The organism is Isoptericola sp. NPDC060185 (assembly GCF_042728595.1).
In the GTDB taxonomy this organism is placed as follows: Bacteria; Actinomycetota; Actinomycetes; order Actinomycetales; family Cellulomonadaceae; genus Isoptericola.
In genome coordinates this window covers 39,588-56,417 of sequence record NZ_JBHWYY010000025.1, presented here as the reverse complement: position 1 = coordinate 56,417, position 16,830 = coordinate 39,588, and the positions used below count along the sequence as shown (strand labels likewise).

The 16,830-nt window shown below is 73.3% G+C and carries 11 protein-coding genes; 5 read left to right on the top strand and 6 right to left on the bottom strand.

Translation table 11 applies throughout. The annotated features are described in order from the left end of the window. Window positions 1-83 precede the first annotated feature (83 nt). The 3 genes from ACFWDO_RS10780 to trpS form a co-directional block, all read right to left on the bottom strand. A complete protein-coding gene (locus ACFWDO_RS10780; protein ID WP_380325588.1) occupies window positions 84-1,361 on the bottom strand; it encodes an RNA polymerase sigma factor in 1,278 nt (425 codons plus the stop codon). Further along, window positions 1,354-1,704, bottom strand: a complete 351-nt coding sequence (locus ACFWDO_RS10775) for a YciI family protein (RefSeq protein ID WP_380346937.1) — start codon at window positions 1,702-1,704, stop codon at window positions 1,354-1,356. The genes ACFWDO_RS10780 and ACFWDO_RS10775 overlap by 8 nt, the downstream gene beginning before the upstream one ends. Window positions 1,705-1,782: 78 nt before the next feature. After that, entirely contained in the window at window positions 1,783-2,934 is a 1,152-nt protein-coding gene (trpS, locus tag ACFWDO_RS10770) for a tryptophan--tRNA ligase (protein ID WP_380325594.1), read from the bottom strand. A 220-nt stretch (window positions 2,935-3,154) separates the two neighbouring features. Here trpS and ACFWDO_RS10765 point away from each other — a divergent pair, with 220 nt between their 5' ends. From ACFWDO_RS10765 to ACFWDO_RS10750, 4 genes are all read left to right on the top strand, one after another. After that, window positions 3,155-4,363, top strand: a complete 1,209-nt coding sequence (locus ACFWDO_RS10765; protein WP_380325597.1) for a hypothetical protein — start codon at window positions 3,155-3,157, stop codon at window positions 4,361-4,363. A 35-nt stretch (window positions 4,364-4,398) separates the two neighbouring features. Then, window positions 4,399-4,896, top strand: coding sequence for a tRNA (cytidine(34)-2'-O)-methyltransferase (locus ACFWDO_RS10760; RefSeq protein WP_380325599.1), 498 nt, complete (start codon window positions 4,399-4,401; stop codon window positions 4,894-4,896). A gap of 50 nt (window positions 4,897-4,946) precedes the next feature. Beyond that, window positions 4,947-5,660: a hypothetical protein gene (locus ACFWDO_RS10755; protein ID WP_380325601.1), complete on the top strand. Its 714-nt coding sequence runs from the start codon at window positions 4,947-4,949 to the stop codon at window positions 5,658-5,660. A gap of 105 nt (window positions 5,661-5,765) precedes the next feature. Next, entirely contained in the window at window positions 5,766-8,366 is a 2,601-nt protein-coding gene (locus ACFWDO_RS10750) for a PA14 domain-containing protein (protein ID WP_380325604.1), read from the top strand. Between the two features lie 65 nt (window positions 8,367-8,431). Here the strand turns inward: ACFWDO_RS10750 and ACFWDO_RS10745 are convergent, their stop codons facing one another. Together ACFWDO_RS10745 and ACFWDO_RS10740 are read right to left on the bottom strand one after the other, a co-directional pair. Continuing rightward, entirely contained in the window at window positions 8,432-8,824 is a 393-nt protein-coding gene (locus ACFWDO_RS10745; protein WP_380318033.1) for a VOC family protein, read from the bottom strand. A 78-nt stretch (window positions 8,825-8,902) separates the two neighbouring features. After that, window positions 8,903-9,613: a ThuA domain-containing protein gene (locus ACFWDO_RS10740; RefSeq protein ID WP_380318030.1), complete on the bottom strand. Its 711-nt coding sequence runs from the start codon at window positions 9,611-9,613 to the stop codon at window positions 8,903-8,905. Between the two features lie 162 nt (window positions 9,614-9,775). Between ACFWDO_RS10740 and ACFWDO_RS10735 the strand changes: the two genes are divergently transcribed. Beyond that, window positions 9,776-15,742, top strand: coding sequence for a GH92 family glycosyl hydrolase (locus tag ACFWDO_RS10735; protein WP_380318027.1), 5,967 nt, complete (start codon window positions 9,776-9,778; stop codon window positions 15,740-15,742). A 68-nt stretch (window positions 15,743-15,810) separates the two neighbouring features. Here ACFWDO_RS10735 and ACFWDO_RS10730 read toward each other — a convergent pair whose 3' ends face one another. After that, window positions 15,811-16,794, bottom strand: coding sequence for a hypothetical protein (locus ACFWDO_RS10730; RefSeq protein ID WP_380318024.1), 984 nt, complete (start codon window positions 16,792-16,794; stop codon window positions 15,811-15,813). Window positions 16,795-16,830 lie beyond the last annotated feature (36 nt).

Below are 16,830 nucleotides of genomic sequence, written 5' to 3'. Positions count from 1 at the left end.
CGGCAGCTCGGACTGCCGACCCGAGCACGAACTGCCGACCCGAGGCATGTCAGGGCCGCAAGGCTCCCGCCGCCGGCGCGTCGTCACACGGCCTCCCCGAGCCGACGCTCGAGGTAGGCGCGCTCGGCGTCGTTGTCCACGAGCTCGAGGGCGCGGCGGTACTCCGCCGCCGCGTCGTCGACCCGGCCGAGCCGCTCCAGGAGGTCGGCCCGGACGGCCGGCAGGTAGTGGTAGCGGGCCAGCTCGTCCGCACCCGCCAGCTCGTCCACCAGGCCCAGGGCGACCCCGGCGCCGTCCGCCATGGACACCGCGACCGCGCGGTTCAGCGCCACGACCGGCGTCGGCCACGCCGCGAGCAGCCGGTCGTAGAACGTGACGATCTGCTGCCAGTCGGTGTCGGCGTAGGTCGGGGCCTCGGCGTGCAGCGCCGCGATCGCGGCCTGCAGGACGTAGCGCCCGGAGGCGCCGCGCCGCAGCCCGTCGATGACGAGGCCCTGCGCCTCCACGACCGCGTCGCGGTCCCACCGCGTGCGGTCCTGGTCCTCCAGCCGCAGCGGCTGCCCGTGGGCGTCGACGCGCGTGGCGCGCCGCGCGTCGGTGGCAAGCAGCAGGGCCAGCAGCCCGGCCACCTCCGGCTCGTCCGGCATCAGGGCGCGCAACGTCCGGGCCAGGTGCAGCGCGGCGTCCGCAAGGTCGCCCCGCACCAGGGACGGCCCGGACGGCGCGGCGTGCCCGGCGGTGAACAGCAGGTGCACGACGCCGAGCACGGGTCGCAGCCGGTCGGGCAGCTCGGCGGCACGCGGCATCCGGAAGGGGATGCGCGCCAGCGAGATCTTCTTCTTCGCGCGCGTCAGCCGGGCCGCCATCGTCGCCTCCGGCACCAGGAGCAGCCGCGCGACGTCCGCCGTCGCCACCCCGCACACCAGGCGCAGCGTGAGGGCGAGCTGCGCCTCGGGCGCGAGCGCCGGGTGGCAGCACAGGAACACCAGCCGCAGCCGGTCGTCCGGCACCACCGCCGCGCTCGCCGCGGCGGCCGCGGCCTCGTCGGCGCCCGCCACCTCGTCCGCGGGGTCGGCGTCGTCGTCCGCCTCGAGCAGGAGCGGCAGCTTGTCGCGGAACGTCCGCTCGCGACGCACGGCGTCCAGCGCGCGCCGCTTGGCCGCGGTGGTGAGCCAGGCGGCCGGGTTGCGCGGGACGCCGTCCTCGACCCAGCGCACCAGAGCCGTGGCGTACGCCTCCTGCACGCACTCCTCGGCGAGGTCGACGTCGCGCGCGACGCGCACCGTCGCGGCGAGCAGCAGGGCCCACTCGCGACGGTGCACGTCGGCGATCACCGCCTCGACGGTGGAACGGTCACGCACCGGGCGCCTCGACGACCCCGCCGGCCGCGACCGGCCGCACCTCGACGGTGCCGCCGTGCACCGCCGACGGGCACCGGCCGGCGATCTCCAGCGCCGCGTCGAGGTCGGGCGCCTCGACGACGTAGATGCCCGCGATGACCTCCTTGGCCTCGGCGAACGGCCCGTCGGTGACGGTGTCGCCGCTGACCGTCGTCGCCGTCTCCGACGGCTGCAGCGCGAACGCCGCCGTCATCACGCCCGCCCGGGCCAGGTCGTCCGCGTGCCGGTCGTGCTCCTCGCCGGAGCCGGCCACCGCGTTCTCGTAGAGCAGGATCGCGTACTGGGCCATGATCGTTCCCTCCATCGTGGTTCGTGCTGACACCTACTCGTCGAACGGCCCGGCGGAAATCGACAGGCGGAGCCCATCCTGTCGATCTGCCGGTCAGCAGTACACCGTCCCCATGAGCTCGCGGACGTCGGCGAGCGTGCGGTCGGCGACCTCGTTCGCCCGCGCGTTGCCCCGCGCGAGGACGTCGCGGACGACGGCCGGACCGTCGGCGGCGAGCGCGGACCGCCGCTCGCGCAGCGGCCGCAGCCCCTCCACCACCGCCTCCGTCACGACCGCCTTGAGACGCCCCGCGCCCGCGTCGCCCACCTGGTCGGCCAGCTCCTGCGGCGTCATGCCGGCGAAGTGCGCTCCGATCCGCAGCAGGTTCGCCACCTCGGGCCGCCCGTCCGGGTCGTAGGCGATGTGTCGGTCGGAGTCGGTGCGGGCGCGGCGGAAGAAACGGACCGTGTCGTCCTCCGAGGCCCGCAGCTCCAGCGCGTTGCCCCGCGACTTGCTCATCTTGGCCCCGTCGTTCCCCAGCACCGTCAACGACGGCGTGAGCAGCGCCTCCGGCTCCGGGAAGTACGGGCTCGCGGCCGCGTAGCGCTGGTTGAACCGGCGCGCGACCGTCCGCGTGGTCTCGAGGTGCGGCAGCTGGTCCAGCCCCACGGGCACGAGGTTGCCGTGGCAGAACAGGATGTCCGCGGCCTGGTGCACCGGATAGGTGAACAGCAGCCCGGACATGCCGCGGCCCTGCCGCTTCTCGGCGTCCGCGGCCTCCGCCTTGACGGTGGGGTTGCGCTCCAGCTCGGCCACGCTCACCAGCGACAGGAACGGCAGGAGCAGCTGGTTCAGCGCCGGCACGGCCGAGTGCGTGAAGACGGTGCTGCGGGCGGGGTCGATGCCCGCGGCGAGGTAGTCGAGCACCACCTCGCGCACGACGGCGGGCAGGTCGCCGGCGTCGTCCCGGTCGGTGATGACCTGGTAGTCGGCGACGACGAGGACCACCTCGACCCCGGCGTCCTGCAGCCGCACCCGGTTGTCGAGGGTGGCGAGCAGGTGGCCCAGGTGCAGGGCGCCCGTCGGGCGGTCGCCGGTGAGGACGCGGAACCGGCCCGGGTCGCGGGCGATCTCGGCCTCGATCTCGGCCGAGCGGGCCTGCGCGACGGCGGCGCTCGCGGTGGCCGCGGGCGCGACGGCGGGGGCCGGGGTGGATCCGGGGACGGCCGGCGCGGTGGGGGCGGTGGGGGCGGACAGGACGGACATGGTGCGGCTCCTTCTCAGGGTTCGCCGCCCGTCGGTCCGGCCCGGACACGAGAACGTCCCGGCTGCGACAGGCAGCTCGGGACGGGTGCTGGTGGGCGCGTCGGGTCACGGCTGCGGAGGCAGCCACCACCAGCACGCGCGCATCGACATGCCGCCATCGTACGCCCGTCGCGCCCGAGGTCCGGCCGGTGGCGGCCCCGCGACCAGGCAGAATGTGGCGGTGATCCGTTGCCTGTTCGCCCTGTCCCTCGGCGTCCTGGCGGCGTCGATCCTCGGTGACGCCCTCACGGGCGACGCGCTCTACACGACCCTGCTGATCGTGTCGATCGTCGTGGCCAGCATCTGCCTGCCGCTGACCATCATCGGCAGCGTCGTGGGGTCGATGGGCGTCACCAACCCCCGGCAGGTGGCCGCGGCCCGGGCGGCCGGACGCACGACGCTGGCCCGCGTGGTGCGCATCGACGCGACCGGGTCCAGCGTCAACGACCAGCCCGTGTGCGACGTCGAGCTGCTGGTGGTGCCGCGCCAGGGCCGCGGGCCGTACCGCACCACCACCCGACGGGTCGTGAACCTGGCGCACCTGCCGTCCATGCAGCCCGGGGCGGTCCTCGTCGTGACGCAGCTCGACCCCGAGCGCCCCGAGGTCGCGATCGACGACTCCCCCGCCCCCGAGTGGGCGGCCCGCGCGGCGGACGACCGGCAGGTGCGCGAGGCGCCCCTCGCCGACGTCTGGGCGGCCCCGCGCCAGGGGCGGGCGCCCGGCTCGATCCGGCGCGTCCCGTTCGTCGTCTTCCCGGTGCTGGCCGTGCTGGGCGGCGTCGCCGCGCTCTACCCGGCGTGGGCCGAGGCCGCCCAGCTGCTCCGGGGCAGCTCGATCGACGAGATCCGGGCCGAGAGCGACGCCGCGGCCGCCGCCGAGACGTCCATGCTCACCCCCGGCAACCTGGCGCCCGCGATGGAGGCCGTCCTGGCCCTGTCCGGCCCGGACGTCACCGACGTGGGCGTGTACGACCAGTTCGTCGTCGTCACCGCGCCCACGTCGCCCGGCGCCACCACCACCGACGAGTGGCAGTACCGCGACGGCTCCGCGGAGCGCACCGGCCCGTCGCTCATCCAGCCGGACCCGAAGGACGTGCCGGGCGAGCTGTTCGACGCCACCGAGGTCGACTGGGCCACGCTGCCCGGCCTCGTCGACGAGGCAGGGCGGCTCACCGGCATCGACGAGGAGGCTCCGTCCCTGCGCGTCGAGCGCAACGTGTTCGCGGACGAGAAGCCCAGCGCGCCCCGCGTCTCCGTCTCGACCTCCGACGACTACCACTCCGGCTGGGTGGACTTCTCCCTCGGCGGCGACGTCGTCGCGATGGGCGGCGGGGCGCCGGACTCCGAGGCCGCCGCGGCGGAGTGGGAGCGGAACGGCGAGAGCGGCTAGCCAGGCCGCGACGGCCGGGGTGGGAGAATCGGGCCGTGCCCGACCAGCCCGCCGCCCCGCCGTCCCCGTTCGCCCACGTCGTCTACTACGAGCCGCGGATCCCCGGGAACACGGGCTCGGCCATCCGGCTGGCGGCCGTCACCGGCGCCCGCCTGCACCTCGTGGAGCCGCTCGGCTTCGACCTGTCGGAGGCCAAGCTCAAGCGCGCCGGCCTCGACTACCACGACCTCGCCGTCATGGACGTGCACCCGTCGTTCGACGCCGCGCTCGACGCCCTGCCGGGCGCCCGCGTCTTCGCGTTCACCGCGCACGCGACCACCACGTACACCGACGTCGCGTTCCGGCCCGGGGACGTGCTGCTCTTCGGGCCCGAGCCCACCGGCCTGCCCGACGAGGCGATGGAGCACCCGCGCGTCACCGACCTCGTCAAGATCCCGATGCTGCCGGGTCGGCGCTCGCTGAACCTCACCAACGCCGCATCGATCGTCGTCTACGAGGCGTGGCGCCAGGCGGGCTTCGCCGGCGCGTCCTGACCCGCCGCCGGCCGCCTTGCGCGACCGGGGGCGCCTGGGATGCTCGGCACATGACCCCGCCGAGCCGCCCCTTCCCGATCGCCTCCGAGGCCGCGCCCGGCCTGGTCCTGCGCTGGGCGGGCCCGACCGTCGCCGCCCCCGACCTCGACCACCTCGCCGTCGACCTCGTCAACGCAGGCACCGAGCCCTGGGCGGCGCGGAAGGACCAGCACCTCCTCGCGGTGGGTCTGCTCCGGTCCGCCGGGGAGGAGCGCGACGGCTTCGCTTTCGCCCTCTTCGGCAGCCAGCGCTTCGCCGTCCCGCTCGGCCCCGGCGACTACGCGCGGCTGCCGGTGCAGATCGGCGGCGGCGAGTGGTCTCGCGCACGGCCCGGCCCGACGCTCGTCGACGCTGTGCTCCCCGGGATCGGCCTCGGGACGGAGGCTCCCCTGAGCGTGGACCTGACCGCCGACGACATCGCGCGGCGACGCACGGCCGCACCTGCACGCCGGGACCCGGGCGACCTCGACCGTGCGGCACGGGACCAACTCGCCACGATGTCGACCCTGCTCGCCGCCCGGGGCCGGCTGACGGAGGTCATCGACGCCGTCCTCTCCGCCGGCTCCGACGACGACGCCGTCGCCCGCGTCGCCGCCCTGCTCGGATGCGACGAGGAGCGCGCCGGGCTCGTCGTCCGTACGGGCATCGTGCGGTACCGGGACGCGGCGCGGCTGGAGGCCGAGGTCACGGCCCTGCGCGAGCGGCTGGCCGACGCGGACTCCTGACCGCGCCACGCCGGCGTCCGGTGCTCCCCCGGTTGTTGCCCCGGCGAATCCGTGATGCGGTGACACCTGCACGACGCCATCCACCGAGAGACAAGGACGTCTTCGATGTCAGCGCTGTCACGACCATGCCGTGTCGTCTACGCCGCCCTGGCCGCCGCGGCCACGGCCCTCGCCGGGCTCGCCGCCGCCCCCGCCTCCTCGGCCGGGGCCGACGAGATCGAGGTGCACGGCCTCAAGGGCGAGTACTTCGCGGCCTCCGCCCCCGACGCCCACGACTTCGCCGAGCTCGGCGGCGTCGCCCTCGACCCGAACATCGACCTGCCCAACCTGGTGCCGACCTTCGAGTCGCTCACCGGCCAGGGCGAGCACACCACCGCCCGGTGGACCGGGAACCTCACGGCCCCCGCGACCGGCGACTACACGTTCTACGCCATCGGCGACAACGGCTTCCGGATGTTCCTCGACGAGGAGCCCGTCATCGACCACTGGGTGGGCGACTGGGACGTGGAGCAGACCAGCGAGACCGTGCACCTGGAGGCCGGCGAGGCCCACACGTTCCGGATGGAGCTGTTCCAGGACGTCGGCGGCGCCAACCTGTTCCTGCGCTGGTCCGGGCCTGGGATCGACAAGCAGGTCGTGCCCACCTCGGCGTTCACCCCGCCGGATGACTACGAGGTCTTCCCCGTGGAGCTGACCACGCAGAAGGAGGGCACGCTCCTGACGGCACGGTTCGAGGAGCCGGTGTCCGACCTCGGCACGCTCACCGACCACCTGACCGTCGAGGCCGACACCGTGCCCATGCCGGTCGAGGACGTGGCGGTGGACCCGAAGGACGACACGAAGGTCCAGGTCTCGCTCTCCGCGCCGGTCCAGCAGGGACAGCGCGTCCGGTTCGACTACGACGGCGAGGGCGGCCTCGTCGTCGGCGGCGAGCCGGTGCCCGCGATCCTGCGCGACGCCACCAACGAGTCGACCCACCGCCTCCTGACCCCGTGGGGCGAGAAGCTCGACCGGAAGCACCCGCTGCCCGAGTACCCGCGCCCGCAGCAGGAGCGCGCGCAGTGGCGCAACCTCAACGGGCCGTGGCAGTTCGAGGCCGCCGAGGCGGGCGCCACGCCGACGTTCGGCGAGGACCTCGACGAGCGGATCACCGTGCCGTTCCCCGTCGAGTCCCAGCTGTCCGGGATCGAGCGCCACGAGGACCACATGGTGTACCGCAAGGAGGTCACCGTGCCCCGGGGCTGGCAGCAGCGGGGCCAGCGCGTGAAGCTCAACTTCGGCGCGGTCGACTACCGGGCCACCGTGTACGTCAACGGCGAGCAGGTGGCCGAGCACACCGGCGGCTACACGGCGTTCAGCGCCGACATCACGGACGCCCTGCGCGGCCGCGGCACGCAGGAGATCGTCGTCGCGGTCTCCGACACCACGGGGAAGAACCAGCCGCGCGGCAAGCAGGTGCAGGACCCGAGCGGCATCTGGTACACGCCGTCGTCCGGCATCTGGCAGACGGTGTGGATGGAGCCGGTGCCGGCGTCGTCGATCGACGACCTGCGCACCACCCCCGACGTCGAGGACGACAGCCTCGAAGTCGTGGCCGTCTCCGCCGGCGCGTCCGAGGACGCCGTCGTCACGGCCGTGGCCCGCGACACCCGCGGCAGGGAGGTGGGTCGCGTGAGCGGGCCCGCCGACGAGCCGCTCACGCTGGGGCTGACCGGCGGCACGACCCACCTGTGGAGCCCGGACGACCCGTACCTGTACGACCTCGACGTGACGCTGCGCGACGGCGCCACCACGGACCGGATGCGCAGCTACTTCGCGATGCGGTCGGTGGGCGTCGAGCAGGTGGGCGGTGTGCCGAAGATGGTCCTGAACGGCGAGCCGGTCTTCTCTCTCGCGATGCTGGACCAGGGCTTCTACCCCGACGGGCTGTACACGCAGCCGAGCGACGACGCGCTCGTCTTCGACCTGAAGGCGCAGAAGGACCTCGGCTTCAACGCGGTGCGCAAGCACATCAAGGTCGAGCCGATGCGGTGGTACTACCACGCGGACCGACTGGGCCTGATGGTGTGGCAGGACTTCGTCTCGGGAGACCTGACCGACGCCGCGGGCCGGCAGGCCTTCCTGGACCAGGGCAAGGCCGAGATGGCGCAGCTGCACAACTCGCCGTCGGTCGTGGGCTGGATCCCGTTCAACGAGGGCTGGGGCGAGTGGGACAGGGAGGTCACCGGCCAGATCGCCGACGAGGTCAAGGAGATCGACCCCACCCGAATCGTCAACGCCCACAGCGGCGTGAACTGCTGCGACTCCAAGGGTGACTCCGGCAAGGGCGAGGTGATCGACCACCACGACTACACCAACACCGACCCGCCGTTCCCCGACGAGACCCGGATGGCGATGGACGGCGAGCACGGCGGGTTCACGCTGCGCACGCCGGGCCACCAGTGGCCGGGCGCGCCGGCGGCGATCTACAGCGGCGTCGCGGACAAGGCCGCGCTCACGAAGAAGTACGTCGACAACACGCGCGAGTTCTACCTCGCCCGCGCGGGTGACGACCTGTCCGGCTCGATCTACACGCAGGTCACCGACCTGGAGACCGAGCTCAACGGGTTGTGGACCTACGACCGCAAGGAGATCAAGGTCGACCCCGGCCCGGTCCGGGCGATCAACGAGCAGGTGATCGAGGCGGGCGCGAACGCCGGCCGCTGACCCACGACAGTGCGAGGGGCGTCCGGGCGCGTGCCCGGGCGCCCCTCGTCGTCGCCGGCGTGCGGCTAGGCCTGGGCCGGCGCCAGCACCTCGACCCGGTTGCCGGCGCCGTCGCGGGTGTGGAACCGGACGTAGCCGGTGAACGACGCGCGCTCGGTCCGGTCGACGTCGAAGCCCGCGCTCTCGAGCCGGTCCGCGACGGCGTCGAGCGTGGCGACGTCGTCGACGACGAGCGCCGGGTGGGCCTTGCGCGCCGGGGCGAACAGGTCCTCGACGCCGACGTGGATCTCGGCGACGACCGCGCCCGCGTCGTCGTAGCCACGGAACCAGCAGCCGCCGCGGCCCGCCAGCTCCGGCGGCTTCGGCACCTCGGTCAGCCCGAGCCCGGCGCCGTAGAACGCGCGGGCGGCGTCCTCGCCGCCCGCGGGGCAGGCCACCTGGACGTGGTGCAGTCGCATGTCGTCTCCTCGTCGTCGAAGTTTCTCGACGTCAAGATACTTCACGTCGAGACTTCCAGGGCCCTCGCCGGCGCGAGCTCAGCCCTCCAGCAGCCAGGTCGCCGCGCGGCGCAGCAGCTCGGCGTGCGACGGCGAGTCGTAGGAGCGGCCGTCGTGACCGAGGCCGGAGTACACGGTGCGCCCGCCGTGCCCGTCGGCGACCCACACCGCGGGGTGCCGCTCGCCCTCGTCGTCGACCACCCACCCCAGCACCTGCGACGTGGGCGCCACGCGCAGCCGGCAGTAGCGCTCGTCGACGACGTCGACGGACCCCAGGCCCTCCGTGATCGGGTGGGCGCCCACGGCGAGCGGCACGGTGGTCGGCCCGAGCGGCGGGTGCATCGAGGCCCCCGGCACCCACCGGCCGCCGAGCACCTCCTCCCAGGCGGGGTGGTCGCCGAACGCGTTGGCCGCCTGGTGCACGGCGAGGATCCGGCCGCCGGCGCGCGCCCACGCGTCGAGGCGCGCGTGGAACGGCGCCCACGCCGCGTCGTCGGGGCCGATGCCGGCCTCCCGGAGGCCCGGCCACGGGCTGCCCGCGTTGACGACAAGCAGGTCGACGTCGTCGAGGTCGTCGAGCGCGTCGGGGAACGTGCTGCGCACGACGACCTCAGGGGCGCCGCCGCCGACCTCCAGCGCCGAGAGCACCAGCGCCAGCCGGTGGGACGTCGCGGCGTGGTCGTGCCAGGGGTCCTCGTGGCGGCCGCGGCCGGCCAGGATCAGGATGCGTGCGTTCGAAGCGGAGGTCACGGGCCCTGAGCGTGGCGCAGACGCCGCGCGCACGCCACCGCCCACGCAGACGAGTTTCGCCCTTCGTATTGAGTAAATGCCCGAGTTGTGGTCTGGTGTGCTCCGAAAGACAACGCTGTCAGTCGGTGGCGAACCCTGCCGCCCCGAGCCACGAGGTCACTGATGCCTTCACGCCCGACCACCCCACCCCCGACCCACCCGCCGCGGCCCCGCGCCACCTCGCGCGCCCGCTGCCTGCAGCTCACCGTCTCCCCCGTCCTCGCGCTCGCGCTCGGCGCCACCGGCGTCGGCGTCGCGGGCGTCGCGACGGCGGCCCCGGCCCCGGCCGGCGACGGCGGGTCGTTCTTCACGTCGTTCGAGCCCGACGACCCGCAGCCCACCTGGGACAGCGAGGCCGAGCAGGGCCCCGACGGCCCCCGCTCGTCGGGCGTCGTCGGCACCACCGTGCTGGAGCGCAGCCCCAGCACCCCGGTCGGCGACAACCTGCTGGGCGACGCGACCGACGCCCTCGCCTGGGAGGGCCCGTTCCAGAACGGCGTCGGCAACGTGCCCGGCACGCTCGAGCCGACCTCCGCGACCGGCGACTCCGCCATGCACTGGGCGATGCAGTCGGCCGGCGAGACCTGGGTCCAGGTGCCGCTGCCCGACCTCGAGCGCGGCGTCCCGATGCGCGCGTCGGTGACCCTCAGCGGCAGCGGCACCGTGTTCCTCAACGTCTACGACGGCAACCGCGACGTCGGTGGCGAGGAGGTCACGCTCACGGCCGAGCCGAAGACCGTGACCGTCGACATCGCGCGCCCGGCCAGCGGCGGCGGGCGCCCGCAGTTCCAGGTCCGCACGCACAACAGCGGCGCGCTCGACGTCGAGATCGCCGACGCGTCCGTGCAGCGGCTGAAGCCCGGCACGATCGACTTCCCCGGCGACGTCACGGGCTCCGTCACGAAGGTGACCGCCAGCGGCGAGAACGCCCCGAACGAGGTGGCCGCCAACCTGGCCGACGGCGACGTCAGCACCAAGTGGCTGGTCGGCTCCCGGACGCCGTCGGTGACCTACGAGCTCGAGCAGGCCGCCCCCGTCGCGACCTACGCGCTCGCGTCGGCGGGCGACGCCCCCGACCGCGACCCGCGCTCCTGGAAGCTCGAGGGCTCGAACGACGGCGACGCCTGGACGACGCTCGACACCCGCACCAACCAGGGCTTCGCCGAGCGCCTCGAGACCCGCCGGTACACCGTCGAGAAGCCGCAGTCGTTCCGCTTCTACCGCCTCAAGGTCACCGAGAACTCCGGCAGCGACGGCACGCAGCTCGCCGAGTGGCTCGTCTCCACCGAGGCCGCCCCGGCCACCCCGATGGCGACGACGCTGGGCACCGGCCCGGCCAGCGCCTACGCCGCCAAGACGCAGGCCGGCTGGACCGGCACGCACGCCCTCCGCTACGCGGGCAGCCAGACCGCCGAGGGTCGCGGGTACGCGTACAACCGCGTGCTCGACGTCGACGTGCCCGTCGGCGAGGACACGCAGCTGTCGTACAAGGTGTTCCCCGAGGCGTCCGAGAAGGACCAGTCGTACGCGAGCACCCACGTCGCCGTCGACCTCGCGTTCACCGACGGGACCTACCTCAGCGACCTCGCGGCCACCGACGGCCACGGCTTCGCCCTCGACCCCCAGGGCCAGGGCGACGCGAAGTCGCTGTACGTCAACCAGTGGAACGCCGTGCAGAGCGACCTCGGCGCCGTCGCCGCCGGCAAGACGGTCGACCGCGTCCTCGTCGGCTACGACGACGCGGCCGGGCCCGCCGACTTCAGCGGCTGGGTGGACGACATCTCCCTCGCCGACGCGCCGCCGCAGAACACCTCCGAGCACCCCTCGGACCACGTCCTGACGACGCGCGGCACCAACTCCACCGGCGACTTCTCACGCGGCAACAACATCCCCGCCACGGCGGTGCCGCACGGCTTCAACTTCTGGACTCCGTCGACCGACTCCGGGTCCACGAACTGGCTGTACGCCTACCAGAAGGACAACGACGGCCAGAACCGGCCGCAGATCGAGTCGTTCAACCTGAGCCACGAGCCGAGCCCGTGGATCGCCGACCGGCAGATGTTCCAGGTGATGCCGTCCGCCGCGACCGGCACGCCGGACGCGACCCGCTCCGTGCGGGCCAAGACCTTCAGCCACGACAACGAGACCGCGCGCCCGTACTACTACGGCGTCACGTTCGACGACGGCATGAAGACCGAGATCGCGCCCACCGACCACGCGGCGATGTTCCGGTTCACGTTCACCGGCGACGAGTCGAACGTCCTGTTCGACAACGTGCGCAACGACGGCGGCCTGACCCTCGACCCCGAGACCGGCACCCTGTCCGGCTACACGGACGTCGCGGGCGGCAGCCAGAGCAACGGCTACAAGCGGATGTACGTCTACGCGACGTTCGACCGGGCGGCCACCGCGGGCGGCAAGCTCGACCCGGGCGGCCGCGACAAGGTGGCCGGCTACCTGACGTTCGACACCTCGACCACCAAGACGGTCGAGATGCGGATCGCGACGTCGCTCATCGGCGTCGAGCAGGCCGAGCACAACCTGGACCTCGAGATCGCCGGCGACGACACGTTCGAGCAGGTGCGCGACCGCGCGCAGGACCTGTGGGACGCCAAGCTCGGCGTCATCGACGTGGAGGGCGCCTCCCAGGACCAGCTCACCACGTTCTACTCGAACCTCTACCGCCTGAACCTCTACCCGAACTCCGGGCACGAGAACGTCGGCACGGCCGCCGACCCCGAGTGGAAGCACGTGGACCAGTCGGGCACGAGCCTCGACCCCGCGCCCGCGGGCACCACGGCCACGAAGACGGGGGCGAAGGTCGTCGACGGGAAGGTCTACGTCAACAACGGCTTCTGGGACACCTACCGCACCACGTGGCCCGCGTACTCCCTGCTCTACCCGGGGGACGCCGCCGAGATGGTCGACGGGATGACCCAGCAGTACGACGACGGCGGCTGGGTCTCGCGCTGGTCCGCCCCGGGCTACGCGAACTCCATGACCGGCACCAGCTCCGACGTCGCCTTCTCCGACGCGCTGAACAAGGGCGTCGACGACATCGACGTCCAGCGGGCGTACGACGCGGCGCTGAAGAACGCGTCCGTGGCCCCGCCGAACGAGCACGTGGGCCGCAAGGGCCAGGAGCAGGCGACGTTCCTCGGGTACACGCCCGCCTCGACGCACGAGAGCGCGTCGTGGTCGCTGGAGGACTACCTCAACGACTACGGCATCGCGACGATGTCGAAGACGCTGCTGGACTCCACCGACGCCTCCGACCCGCGCCACCAGGAGTACGCGGACAACTACGAGTACTACCTGAACCGCTCGCAGAACTACGTGCGCCTGTTCGACCCGGAGACCGGCTTCTTCCGGGCCAAGGACGCCGACGGCGACTGGTCGCAGTCGGCCGCCGACTTCGACCCGCGGGAGTGGGGCAGCCCGTACACGGAGACCGACGGCTGGAACTTCGCGTTCCACGCCGTCCAGGACCCCCAGGGCCTGGCGAACCTGTACGGCGGGCGGGACAAGCTCGCCGACAAGCTCGACGAGTTCTTCAGCACGCCCGAGACGGCGCAGTTCCCCGGCGCGTACGGCGGCGTCATCCACGAGATGCGCGAGGCCAAGGCCGTCCGGATCGGCCAGTGGGGCCTGAGCAACCAGGTCTCGCACCACATCCCGTACCTGTACGACGCCGTCGGCCAGCCGTCGAAGACGCAGGAGATCGTCCGTGAGGCGCTCGCCCGCGGCTTCGTGGGCAGCGAGATCGGCCAGGGCTACCCGGGCGACGAGGACAACGGCGAGATGTCCGGCTGGCAGGTCTTCAACGCGCTCGGCTTCTACCCGCTCCAGGTGGGCAGCCCCACCTACGCGATCGGCTCCCCGCTGTTCACGAAGGCGACGATCCACCTCGCCGGCGGCAAGGACCTCGTGCTCAGCGCGCCGGAGAACAGCGCGAAGAACATCTACATCCAGGGCGTCACCGTGAACGGCAAGCCCCAGACGTCGACGTCCTTCACGCACGAGCAGCTCACCGCGGGCGGGACGATCGAGTTCGACATGGGCCCGACGCCGTCCGCGTGGGGCACCGGCGACGACGACGCCCTCCCGTCGATCACGCAGGGGGACGACGTGCCCGACCCGCTCGCCGACGTCACCGGCCCGAAGAAGGGGACGGCCAGCACGGACGACGCCGTCGCGAAGGCCGGCGCGCTGTTCGACGACACGTCGGCCACGTCGACGACGTTCACGTCGGCCAAGCCCTCCGTGGCCTACGAGCTCGAGGGGCGCACGGCCCGCGTGACCATGTACACGCTGACCTCCGCCTCCGAGCAGGGCGCCGACCCGAAGGCCTGGACCCTGCAGGGCTCGGCCGACGGCAAGAAGTGGGTCACCCTCGACACCCGGCGCGGGCAGAAGTTCGCCGAGCGTCAGCAGACGCGGGCGTTCTCCGTGGCCGACCCGGGGATCTACGGGCACTACCGGCTCGTCGTGACCTCCTCCCAGGACAAGGCCACCTCGCTGTCCGAGGTGGAGCTGCTGGCCCACCAGCCGCGCGTCGCGGAGATCGCCGACGTCGTCGATGCCGCCCGGCACGACAAGCTGATCCCCGCGCGCACGGCGCGGGAGCTGGGCGACGTCCTCGACGCCGCCCGGGCGGCGGAGGCCGAGGGCGACGCCGACGGCGTCCGTGCCCAGGTGCGCGCGCTCAAGGCCGTCATGGACACGACGCCGGAGAGCCGCCTGCCCGACCGCGTGCGCGAGGACCTCGAGCTGGTCGTCTCGCAGTGGGTCGGCGACGGCGAGGGCCTCGACCTCGCCCGGGCGCAGATCGGCGACCTGACCCGCAGCGGCGACGTCAACAAGGGCCTCTCGCGCACCCTCCTCGACCTGGTCGACGAGGCGCAGGACGCCGCCGACGGCAACCACGCCGCCCCGCTCGCGAAGGCGCTGGCCGACCTCCGCTCGACCGTCGCCGACGCGAAGGAGAACAAGGTGAGCAAGCTCGCGAAGGCGGCCCTGCTGCCGCTCCTGGACGAGCTGATCGCCTCCCCGCCGTCGACCGTGCGGGCCACCCGCGCGGCCGAGGTGCTCATGGGCGACTACGACACCGGCAAGGCCTGGTGGCCGTCGAGCTGGTGGAACTCCGCCGTCGCGACGGAGACCGTCATCGAGTACATGCAGCGCACCGGCGACCTGAGCTACCTGCCGCAGGTGGAGCGCACGTTCGAGCGCAACAAGGGGAAGTTCCCCGCGGGCGAGCTCTCCGGCGACGAGCTGTGGGGCAACTTCACCAGCCGCGCGATCGACGACTCCGAGTGGTGGGGCCTCGCCTGGGTCCAGGCGTACGACCTCACCGGCGACCAGAAGTACCTCGACATGGCGGAGACCATCGGCGAGTTCGTCAACGGCTACTGGGACACCAGCACCTGCGGCGGCGGCGTGTGGTGGGACGCCGAGCGCACGTACAAGAACGCCGTCACGAATGGGCTGTGGGTCCGGCTGAGCGCCGAGCTCCACAACCGCATCGACGGCGACACCACGTGGCTCGCCCGCTCCCAGGCCGGCTGGGACTGGATCACCTCCAGCGGCATGATCAACGCCGACGGGCTGGTGAACGACGGCCTGAACGGTGACTGCGAGAACAACGGCGGCACCGTGTGGACGTACAACCAGGGCGTGTTCCTGGGCGGCGGCCTCGAGCTGTACCGGGCCACCGGCGACGCGTCGGTCCTCGCGACCGTGCGCAAGCTCGCTGACGCCGGCACCACCGACCCGGAGCTGGTCACCGACGGGATCCTCACCGAGGAGTGCGACCCGGCCGGCACCTGCGACGACAACGCCAAGCAGTTCAAGGGGATCTTCCTGCGCTACGTGGGCGACCTCAACGACGCCCTCGACGACCACCCGTACCAGGAGTTCGTCGACCGGCAGGCGGGGTCCGTGTGGGCCCACGACCGCAACGGCGACGACCGCCTCGGCCTGCGCTGGGCCGGCGGCAGCGGGTCCGAGAAGGCCAACGTGTACGACTGGCGCACCCAGGCCAGCGCGCTGAGCGCCCTGCTGGCGAACATCCCGGCGACGGACGGCTGACCCCGCCCGTCACCACCCCGAGGGCCGTCGTCCGACCGGACGGCGGCCCTCGGTGCGTCCAGAGCCGGTCAGACCCACTGGTGGCGCAGGGCGTACCACCCGAGCTGGAGGCGTGTGGTGACCCGGGCCGCGTCCATCAGTCCGCGCAGGCGCCGCTGGACGGTGCGCTGCGACGTGCCGAGCTGCTTGGCCATCGCCGCGTCGGTCAGGCCGGCCAGCATGAGCTGGAGGAGCTGGGCGTCCTCGACACCCAGCTCCTGGTCCGCCCGGTACGGCCGGGCGTGCCGCCAGACGGCGTCGAACAGCGACTGCGCGAGCCGCGCGAGAGGGCCGCGCAGCACGACGGCCGCGTCCGGCGACACCTTGGCCAGCGCGACCGAGCCGTCGGCGAGGAGCACCTTCGGCACCTCCTCGTCGGAGATCCGCACCTCCTGGCCGGCGGCGAGCCACTCGTCGATCTTGCGCAGCGCCCCCGGCTCCTGGAGGAACAGGGCGTCGACGACGAACCGGTACTCCAGGTCGGGGCGGATCGTGGTCAGCCGGTGCAGCTCCGGCCCGAGGCCCGGCGGGCGCCAGTCCGGGTCGAGGGTCGCGACCACCGGGACCACCGTGTTCGTCCCGGTCTGGAAGGCGCAGAACGTCTCGCGCGCCCCCACCTCGAGCTGCGTGACGCGCGCGGCCTGCGCGTCGCCCTCCACCAGCTCCACCATCCCGTCGACCGAGGACGAGTCGCGCTGGGCGTGGAACGCCTCGACCAGCTCGGCGTAGGTGGTCTCGTCGCGGCGGAGCCGCTCGCGCGACCGCTCGACGACGGGGCGCAGCGCGACCTCCGGGGAGACCGCCCGCCATCGCCCCTCGCCCGTGCGCAGCAGCAGCTCGTCCGCGGCGAGGCGCTCGAACGAGGCGCGCACGGCCTCGACGTCCCGGCCCAGCGTCGCGGCCGCGGCCTCGGCCGTGCTGCCGGCGCCGGTCATCGTCAGCCGGTACACGGCCTCGTCGTCGTCCCGCAGCGTCGCGTCCAGGTCCCCCAGCACGTGGCGATTATCCGCCATGGCACGACCTCGCCAGGTGCCCCGGGGGCCCGGCCG

Excerpts from the sequence above, each read along its gene's own strand:
- ACFWDO_RS10730 (WP_380318024.1), bottom strand. The coding sequence starts at position 16,794 with ATGGCGGATAATCGCCACGTGCTGGGGGACCTGGACGCGACGCTGCGG.
- ACFWDO_RS10745 (WP_380318033.1), bottom strand. The coding sequence starts at position 8,824 with ATGCGACTGCACCACGTCCAGGTGGCCTGCCCCGCGGGCGGCGAGGAC.
- ACFWDO_RS10775 (WP_380346937.1), bottom strand. The coding sequence starts at position 1,704 with ATGGAGGGAACGATCATGGCCCAGTACGCGATCCTGCTCTACGAGAAC.
- ACFWDO_RS10750 (WP_380325604.1), top strand. The coding sequence starts at position 5,766 with ATGTCAGCGCTGTCACGACCATGCCGTGTCGTCTACGCCGCCCTGGCC.
- ACFWDO_RS10735 (WP_380318027.1), top strand. The coding sequence starts at position 9,776 with ATGCCTTCACGCCCGACCACCCCACCCCCGACCCACCCGCCGCGGCCC.
- ACFWDO_RS10755 (WP_380325601.1), top strand. The coding sequence starts at position 4,947 with ATGACCCCGCCGAGCCGCCCCTTCCCGATCGCCTCCGAGGCCGCGCCC.
- trpS (WP_380325594.1), bottom strand. The coding sequence starts at position 2,934 with ATGTCCGTCCTGTCCGCCCCCACCGCCCCCACCGCGCCGGCCGTCCCC.